This is a genomic window from Streptomyces otsuchiensis, assembly GCF_004305975.1.
GTDB classification, from domain to species: Bacteria; Actinomycetota; Actinomycetes; order Streptomycetales; family Streptomycetaceae; genus Streptomyces; species Streptomyces otsuchiensis.
The window spans coordinates 1-7570 of record NZ_BHZI01000279.1 but is presented as its reverse complement, the minus strand read 5'-3'; the positions used below and the strand labels follow the sequence as shown (position 1 = coordinate 7570).

Genomic DNA, 7570 nt, shown 5'->3' with positions numbered 1-7570 from the left:
GTGCCGGGCGAAGCGGGAGGGCTCCGCTCCCGCTTCGCCCGGCACGGTCAGAGGATGCGGTGCCGCCAGCCGTGCGGGTCGGCCTCGTCGCCCGTCTGGATGGCGAGCAGCTTCTCGCGGAGCCGGGAGGTGACGGGGCCGGGGCCGCCGTCTCCGACAGTCCACGAGGCGCTGGTGGACTTCACCGAGCCGACCGGGGTGATCACGGCGGCGGTGCCGCACGCGAAGACCTCGGAGATGGAGCCGTCGGCGTTGCCGCGTCGCCAGTCCTCGGTGGTGAGCCGGACCTCGCCGGTGGCGTAGCCGAGGTCCTCGGCGATCTGCAGCAGCGAGAGGCGGGTGATGCCCGGCAGCAGGGTTCCGGTCAGTTCGGGGGTGACGATGCGGGTGTCGTCCCCCGTGCCCTGGACGAAGTAGAGGTTCATCCCTCCCATCTCCTCGATCCAGCGGCGCTCCACTGCGTCCAGCCAGACGACCTGGTCGCAGCCGTGGCCGGCCGCCTCGGCCTGGGCGACGAGGGAGGCGGCGTAGTTGCCGGCGCACTTGGCCTCACCGGTGCCGCCGGGAGCGGCGCGCACGTACTCCTCGGAGAGCCAGACCGAGACGGGCTTGATCCCGCCGGGGAAGTAGGCGCCGGCCGGGGAGGCGATCACGATGAACAGGTACTCGTTGGCCGGACGCACACCGAGGCCGACTTCGGCGGCGAACATGAACGGCCGGATGTAGAGCGACTGCTCACCCTCGCTGGGCACCCAGGCCCGGTCCTGCCGCACCAGGATGTCGATGGCCTCGACGAAGATCTCCTCCGGCAGCTCGGGCATCGCCAGGCGGCGCGCCGAGCGCTGGAAGCGCCGGGCGTTCTCCTCCGGGCGGAAGGTGGCGACGCCGCCGTCCGGCTGCCGGTATGCCTTGAGGCCTTCGAAGATGGACTGCGCGTAGTGCAGCGTCATGTTCGCCGGGTCCATCTGGAGCGGCGCGTAGGGCTGGAGCTGGGCGTCGTGCCAGCCGCGCCCCTCGGTCCAGCGGATGGTGACCATGTGGTCGGTGAAGTGCCGCCCGAATCCGGGGTCGGCGAGCACGGCGGCGCGGTCGGCGTCGGACAGCGGCCGCGCGGAGGGCTTCAGGTCGAATGCGAGAGGGGGCGTCGTCATCGTGCGGGTCCTTCGCTGAGTGGGTGTGGCGGACCGCGCTTCCCGTCGCCCGGCGGTCCGTACGCGTCACCGAACGGTACTAGGACGTCCGAGCACAGGGGTCCGCGACGGCTCCGCCCGCACGATTATCACGCGTGGGGCAGGACCGGCGTACACAGGGGTGGCGGCCCGCCGGGCGCCCAGGGGCACCCGGGGAGACAGGGGCGCACCGCGCCACCGGCGTCCCCGGTGGCGCGGTGCGGCACGGCGCGTGGCCCGCGTGGGGCCGGGCCGTCAGCCGGCTACTCGTGCGGCGAGCGCGTCGCCGATCTCGGCGGTGGAGCGCGCGGTGCCGTCGCGCTCGGCCAGGTCGGCCGTGACGGCGTCCTCCACCCGGGCCGCCTCGGCCTCGTGGCCGAGGTGGCGCAGCAGCAGTGCCACGGAGAGCACGGTGGCGGTGGGGTCGGCCTTGCCGGTCCCCGCGATGTCGGGTGCGGAGCCGTGGACCGGCTCGAACATCGACGGGAAGGCGCCGGTCGGGTTGATGTTCCCGGACGCGGCCAGGCCGATGCCGCCGGTGATGGCGGCGGCGAGGTCGGTGAGGATGTCACCGAAGAGGTTGTCGGTGACGATCACGTCGAACCGCTCGGGCTGGGTGACGAGGAAGATCGTCGCGGCGTCGACGTGCAGGTAGTCCGTCGTGACGTCGGGGTACTCGGCGGCGACCCGGTCGACGGTGTTGGCCCAGAGATGACCGGCGTGGACCAGCACGTTGTTCTTGTGTACCAGTGTGAGCTTCTTGGCCGGACGCGCCGAGGCCCGCTCGAAGGCGTCGCGCACGACACGCTCCACGCCGTAGGCGGTGTTGAGGCTGACCTCGGTGGCGACCTCGGCGGGGGTGCCGGTGCGCATCGAGCCGCCGTTGCCGACGTAGGGACCCTCGGTGCCCTCGCGGACGACCACGAAGTCGATGTCGGGGCGGCCGGCGAGCGGCGTCGGGGTGTTGGGGAAGAGCTTGCTGGGACGCAGGTTCACATAGTGGTCGAACGCGAAGCGCAGCTTGAGCAGGAGCCCCCGCTCCAGGACGCCGGAGGGGACCCCCGGGTCGCCGACCGCGCCGAGCAGGATCGCGTCGTGGCCCCGCAGACGGTCGAGTTCGGCATCGGTCAGCGTCTCCCCCGTCGCGTGCCAGCGCCGGGCGCCGAGGTCGTACTCGGTGGTCTCCAGCTTGATGCCGGAGGGAAGTACGGCGCCGAGGACCTTCAGTCCCTCGGTCACCACCTCGGGGCCGATGCCGTCACCGGAGATCACTGCGAGATCGATGCTGCGAACCATGCGGGGAACCTACTCCTCGTCCCAGGTGGTGACACATACCGTCCATGATGCGAGACGGCGGTGACGGCCGGGGTCAGTGGCCGGTGGAACCGCCGTTGTCACGACGGTCCAGGGCGCGCTGCAGCGCGGCGGCGGCGTTGCGGCGCTCGGCCTCGTCGGCGCGGGCGGCGTGACGGCGGCGGGTACGAGTGGTGACAGCCATGGGAGAGCTCCTTCATCGGCAGACCCGGTTACTGCGGGAAAACGGTCGGGTTGTCAGATGCCGCATGGGGCGGGGGCCTTGGCGCCGCAGGGATCACCTGCGTGGGGCGCCGGACCGCATCCGCCGTTCGCTGATGGAGCGAGGCGTTCGGCTTCTACAAAAGTAAGGCAGCGAACCGCGATTGTCTCCACAACTAGGCGGACGTCCTACTATCTGAGACGGCTGATTGTCCGCACCCGTGGTGAGCTGCGGCGATGTGGACGTCGGGTGACGGGCGACACACGCCCGCGCGGAGTCCGGAGCAGCGCGGAGACCGGCGTCCGGGTCGGCTCTCCGGGCGCGTGCCTGACGGGAACCGGCGGGTCAGCGTTGCGCGGCGGCCCAGGGCACGGGGTGGACGTCGGTGTCCGCCGCGGGTGGTCCGAGCAGTTCGGGCAGGGCGTCCAGCGTGGTGACCCGCGCCAGCTCCGGCGGGTGACCGCCCCGTCCGCCGCGGTCCAGCCAGACGCCGGTCAGCCCGGCGGCGACGGCCGCCTCCGCGTCGACGTCACGGCGGTCCCCGACGTACGCCACCTCGTCCGGTTCGAGGTTCATCGTCATGCACGCCGCGTGGAAGGCGGCGGGGTCGGGCTTGGCGCAGCCGAGGTCGTCCGAGCACACCAGGGCCTCGAACCGGTCGCGGATACCGAGGCGGCGCAGCTTGCGGTCCTGGGTGGCCGCCGAGGAGTTGGACAGCAGACCGTGCCGGAACCCGGTCGCGAGACGGTCCAGCACGGGCACCACGTCGGGAAAGAGGGCCCAGGCCGCCTCGAAGCGTTCCTGGTAGCGGGCGAACCACGCGTCGGCCTCGGTGTCCGGGAGCGCGCTGCCCAGAAAGCCGCGGGCGCGTTCCCGGCGCTGTTCCTGGATGGACAGCTCACCTCGCACGAAGCGGGCGTAGTGGTGCTCCATGAGGCGGCGCCAGCGGGCGGCGGCGTCCTCCGGCGTCTCGGCGCCGTCGGTCAGCAGCCCTTCGGCTGCGAGGTGACGGAGCACCCCGGCGCGTTCGGCGCCGGAGTAGTCGAACAGGGTGTCGTCGATGTCCCAGAGCACGGCACGGATCGGCATACGGTTCTTGCCGCCTTTCGCTGCGGAACGCGCGGAGCGCCTCTCCTCGCAGATGGTAGACGCGGCGGCGACCGGTGCCTCCGGTGCGGAGGAGAGCCGTCGGGAAGCCCCCGGGGCGGCGCCGAGGGCTCGGAGCGACGACGTGGCCCCGTCCCGGCGGGTGCCGGAACGGGGCCACGGGGCCACGGGGCCAGGCCACGGGGAGGGCCGTGGTGCGGGCCAGGCGGGCGGACGTCGCGGTGCGTCCACCGGGGCCGGCGGACGGCGACCGGGCGGGTCGCCGACGCGGTCAGCCCATGTGGGGGTAGCGGTAGTCGGTCGGCGGGACCAGCGTCTCCTTGATGGCGCGGGTCAGCGTCCAGCGCATCAGGTTCTGCTTGGCGCCGGCCTTGTCGTTGGTACCGGAGGCGCGGCCGCCGCCGAACGGCTGCTGACCGACCACGGCGCCGGTGGGCTTGTCGTTGATGTAGAAGTTGCCGGCGGCGTAACGCAGCACCTCGGCCGTGTGGGCCGCGGCGGCACGGTCACGCGCGATGACGGCGCCGGTCAGGCCGTAGGCCGAGACCGACTCCATCTGCCGCAGCATCTCCTCGTAGGTGTCGTCCGCGTAGACGTGGACGGCGAGGATCGGGCCGAAGTACTCGTCCTTGAAGACCTCGTTGTCGGGGTCGGTGCAGGCGATCACCGTCGGGCGGACGTAGTACCCGACCGAGTCGTCGTAGCTGCCGCCCACGACGATCTCGCAGGACGGGTCGGCGGCGGCGCGGTCGATGGCCGCCTTGTTCTTGGCGAAGGAACGGTCGTCGATGACGGCGGACAGGAAGTTGGAGAGGTCCGTCACCGGGCCCATCTCCAGCCCTTCCACCTCGGCGGCCAGCTCGTCCTTGAGGCCGCCCTCCCACAGCGAGGCGGGGACGTAGGCACGCGAGAGCGCGGAGCACTTCTGGCCCTGGAACTCGAACGCGCCCCGGGTCATGGCCGTCTTGAGGACGGCGGGGTCGGCGGAGGGGTGTGCCACCAGGAAGTCCTTGCCCCCGGTCTCACCGACGATCCGCGGGTAGCTGCGGTAGCCCTCGATGTTCTCGCCGACCGTCCTCCACAGGTACTGGAAGGTCTTGGTGGAGCCGGTGAAGTGGATCCCGGCCAGGTCGCGGTGGCTGAGGGCGACGTCGGAGACGTCCTTGCCGTCGCCGGTCAGGAGGTTGATGACGCCGGGGGGCATGCCGGCTTCCTCCAGCAGCTCCATCAGCAGCACCGCGGCGTGCGTCTGGGTCGGCGAGGGCTTCCAGATGACGACGTTGCCCATGAGCGCGGGCGCGGTCGGCAGGTTCCCGGCGATCGCGGTGAAGTTGAAGGGGGTGATCGCGTAGACGAATCCCTCCAGCGGCCGGTGGTCCAGCCGGTTCCACACCCCGGGCGAGTTGGCGACCGGCTGCTCCGCCAGGATCTCGCGGGCGTAGTGGACGTTGAAGCGCCAGAAGTCGATCAGTTCGCACGGGGTGTCGATCTCGGCCTGCTGGGCGGTCTTCGACTGGCCGAGCATGGTGGACGCGGCGAGCTTCTCGCGCCACGGGCCGGAGAGCAGCTCGGCGGCGCGCAGGATGATCGCGGCACGGTCGTCGAAGGACATGGCGCGCCAGGCCGGGGCGGCCGTGAGCGCCGCGTCGATCGCGTCGCGGGCGTCGTCACCGGTGGCGTTGGCGTAGGTGCCCAGCACGGCCGAGTGGTTGTGCGGCTGCACGACCGGGAAGCGCTCGCCGCCCCCCATCCGCTTGACGCCGCCGATCGTCAGCGGGAGGTCGACCGGGTTGTCGGCGAGTTCCTTGAGCTGCCGTTCCAGTCGGGCGCGCTCGGGGGTGCCGGGTGCGTAGGTGTGCACCGGCTCGTTCACCGGCGCGGGGACCTGGGTCACAGCGTCCATGGCCTTGGGCTCCTTCGAGTGGGTCGCGTACGGGGGGTCGGACTGGGATCGGTGGTGTCGTGGGGCGGACGGGGCGCTGCCGGCCCGCCCCGTGCGGCTCAGCTCCGGGTCGCGAGGGAGCGGGCGAAGAACGCCAGGTTGGCCGGCCGTTCGGCGAGCCGCCGCATGAAGTAGCCGTACCAGTCGGTGCCGTACGGGACGTATACCCGCATGCGGTGACCGGCGGCGGCCAGCCGCAGCTGCTCGGCCTCCCGGATGCCGTAGAGCATCTGGAACTCGTACTCCCCGGGCTTGCGCCCGAACCGGGCGGCGAGCGCCTCGGTGATGGCCACCAGGCGGGGGTCGTGCGACCCGATCATCGGGTAGCCGCCTCCCGCCATGAGGGTCTTCAGGCAGCGGACGTAGGCCCGGTCCACCTGGTGCTTTTCCTGGTGGGCCACGGACGCCGGCTCCTTGTAGGCGCCCTTGACCAGCCGCACCCTGGACCCCGCCACGGCGAGCGCCGCGCAGTCGTCCTCGGTGCGGAACAGATACGACTGCAGCACCGCGCCGGTCTCCGGGAAGCGTGCCCGCAGCTCGCCGAGGACGGCCAGCGTGGAGTCCACCGTGGTGTGGTCCTCCATGTCGAGGGTAACCGTGGTGCCGGCCGCGGCGGCGGCCTCGACGACGGGCAGCACGTTGTTGTACGCGATGTCGTGGCCACCCGGCAGGGCCTGCCCGAAGGCGGAGAGCTTGACCGACATCTCGGCCCGTTCCCCCAGGCCCTCGGCGGCGAGCGCCTCCGCGAGCGCCAGGTAGGCGTCGCGGGCCCGCAGCGCCTCGGAGGCGTCCGTGACGTCCTCACCGAGGTGGTCGAGGGTGACCTCCAGGCTGCGTCCGGTCAGGGAGCGGACGGCGGCGAGCGCCGAGTCCAGCCCCTCCCCCGCGACGAAGCGGTCGACGACGGGGCGGGTGACGGGCGCCGACGACACCACACGGCGCAGGCCGTCGCTGCGCGCGGCGGCCAGAAGCACAGGACCCAGCACGGGCACCTCCACAGGACGGTCTGACAGGTGGACTACCCGAAACCTAAGGATCACGCCGCACGGGGCCTATCGACAGCTGTCACGCCGCCGTGGCCCCGATCTCAGACAGATGTATGAGGATGGATGTCTGCACCACAATGGGGCCGGGCCGGTCACGGCGACGGGCCCGCCACGCCAACCCCCGGCCACGGGGCCCGCAGGGGGCACCCACCCGGCGGAGCGGCGCGGGCGGCGAGGAGGTTGACGGCGGCGATGCGCGAGGACTACCAGGAGCTGATCGACGAGGTGTCGGCCCTGCTCGGCACCCCGGCGACGCTGGAGCGGCGGGACTTCGCGCTGATCGCCTTCGGCGTTCACGACAGCGACGACGACCGGGTGATGGACCCGGTCCGGACCCGGTCGATCCTGCGCCGGGGCTCGACCCCCGCCGTCCGCAGCTGGTTCGAGAGCTTCGGCATCACGCGCGCGGACCGGCCGGTCCGGATCCCGGCGGAGCCGGCGGCGGGGGTGCGCACGGGGCGGATCTGCCTGCCCGCCCGGCACGGCGGCGTGGCCTACGGGTACATCTGGCTGCTGGACGACGGGGCTCTCGACCTGGCCGATCCCCGTCTGGCGCAGGCGTGGCGGATCGCGGAGCGGGCGGGCACCCGGCTCGCGTCCGAAGCGCGCGCCGGGGCACGCGCCGGGGATCTCCTCGCCGAGCTGCTGGAGGCCGCACCGTCGGGGCGGGTGGCGGCCGCCCGGGCGCTGGGCGACGCCGTCCGGCATGGGGCCCACGACCGGCTGGCAGTGGTGGCGGTGACGCCGTGGGCTGGGCGCGGCGCGGGGCCCGCCTCGTCGGTGCCGGGGG

The 7570-nt window shown here is 72.6% G+C and carries 6 protein-coding genes and 1 pseudogene; 1 reads left to right on the top strand and 6 read right to left on the bottom strand.

The window, feature by feature from the left end; translation table 11 throughout:
- Nucleotides 1-47: 47 nt before the first annotated feature.
- The 6 genes from E0D90_RS21445 to E0D90_RS21425 all read right to left on the bottom strand — a co-directional run bounded on the left by E0D90_RS21445 (nucleotide 48) and on the right by E0D90_RS21425 (nucleotide 6720).
- On the bottom strand, nucleotides 48-1151 hold the full coding sequence (locus tag E0D90_RS21445) for a branched-chain amino acid aminotransferase (RefSeq protein ID WP_130799703.1): 1104 nt from the start codon (nucleotides 1149-1151) through the stop codon (nucleotides 48-50).
- A gap of 273 nt (nucleotides 1152-1424) precedes the next feature.
- The gene (locus E0D90_RS21440) at nucleotides 1425-2465 is read right to left on the bottom strand and encodes a 3-isopropylmalate dehydrogenase (protein ID WP_103502694.1); all 1041 of its coding nucleotides are present in this window, start codon (nucleotides 2463-2465) and stop codon (nucleotides 1425-1427) included.
- A 73-nt stretch (nucleotides 2466-2538) separates the two neighbouring features.
- On the bottom strand, nucleotides 2539-2667 hold the full coding sequence (locus tag E0D90_RS28380) for a hypothetical protein (RefSeq protein WP_258037133.1): 129 nt from the start codon (nucleotides 2665-2667) through the stop codon (nucleotides 2539-2541).
- Nucleotides 2668-3030: 363 nt separating this feature from the next.
- The gene (locus tag E0D90_RS21435; protein ID WP_103502693.1) at nucleotides 3031-3774 is read right to left on the bottom strand and encodes an HAD family hydrolase; all 744 of its coding nucleotides are present in this window, start codon (nucleotides 3772-3774) and stop codon (nucleotides 3031-3033) included.
- Between the two features lie 289 nt (nucleotides 3775-4063).
- The gene (gene pruA / locus E0D90_RS21430; protein ID WP_103502692.1) at nucleotides 4064-5695 is read right to left on the bottom strand and encodes an L-glutamate gamma-semialdehyde dehydrogenase; all 1632 of its coding nucleotides are present in this window, start codon (nucleotides 5693-5695) and stop codon (nucleotides 4064-4066) included.
- Nucleotides 5696-5793: 98 nt separating this feature from the next.
- The gene (locus tag E0D90_RS21425) at nucleotides 5794-6720 is read right to left on the bottom strand and encodes a proline dehydrogenase family protein (RefSeq protein WP_130799702.1); all 927 of its coding nucleotides are present in this window, start codon (nucleotides 6718-6720) and stop codon (nucleotides 5794-5796) included.
- A gap of 252 nt (nucleotides 6721-6972) precedes the next feature.
- Between E0D90_RS21425 and E0D90_RS21420 the strand changes: the two are divergent.
- Nucleotides 6973-7570, top strand: a pseudogene (locus E0D90_RS21420) (PucR family transcriptional regulator); the annotation flags it as partial.

What these genes read in the sequence shown, in the direction of transcription:
- E0D90_RS28380 (WP_258037133.1), bottom strand. Translation starts at nt 2,667, where the DNA reads ATGGCTGTCACCACTCGTACCCGCCGCCGTCACGCCGCCCGCGCCGAC.
- E0D90_RS21445 (WP_130799703.1), bottom strand. Translation starts at nt 1,151, where the DNA reads ATGACGACGCCCCCTCTCGCATTCGACCTGAAGCCCTCCGCGCGGCCG.
- pruA (WP_103502692.1), bottom strand. Translation starts at nt 5,695, where the DNA reads ATGGACGCTGTGACCCAGGTCCCCGCGCCGGTGAACGAGCCGGTGCAC.
- E0D90_RS21435 (WP_103502693.1), bottom strand. Translation starts at nt 3,774, where the DNA reads ATGCCGATCCGTGCCGTGCTCTGGGACATCGACGACACCCTGTTCGAC.
- E0D90_RS21440 (WP_103502694.1), bottom strand. Translation starts at nt 2,465, where the DNA reads ATGGTTCGCAGCATCGATCTCGCAGTGATCTCCGGTGACGGCATCGGC.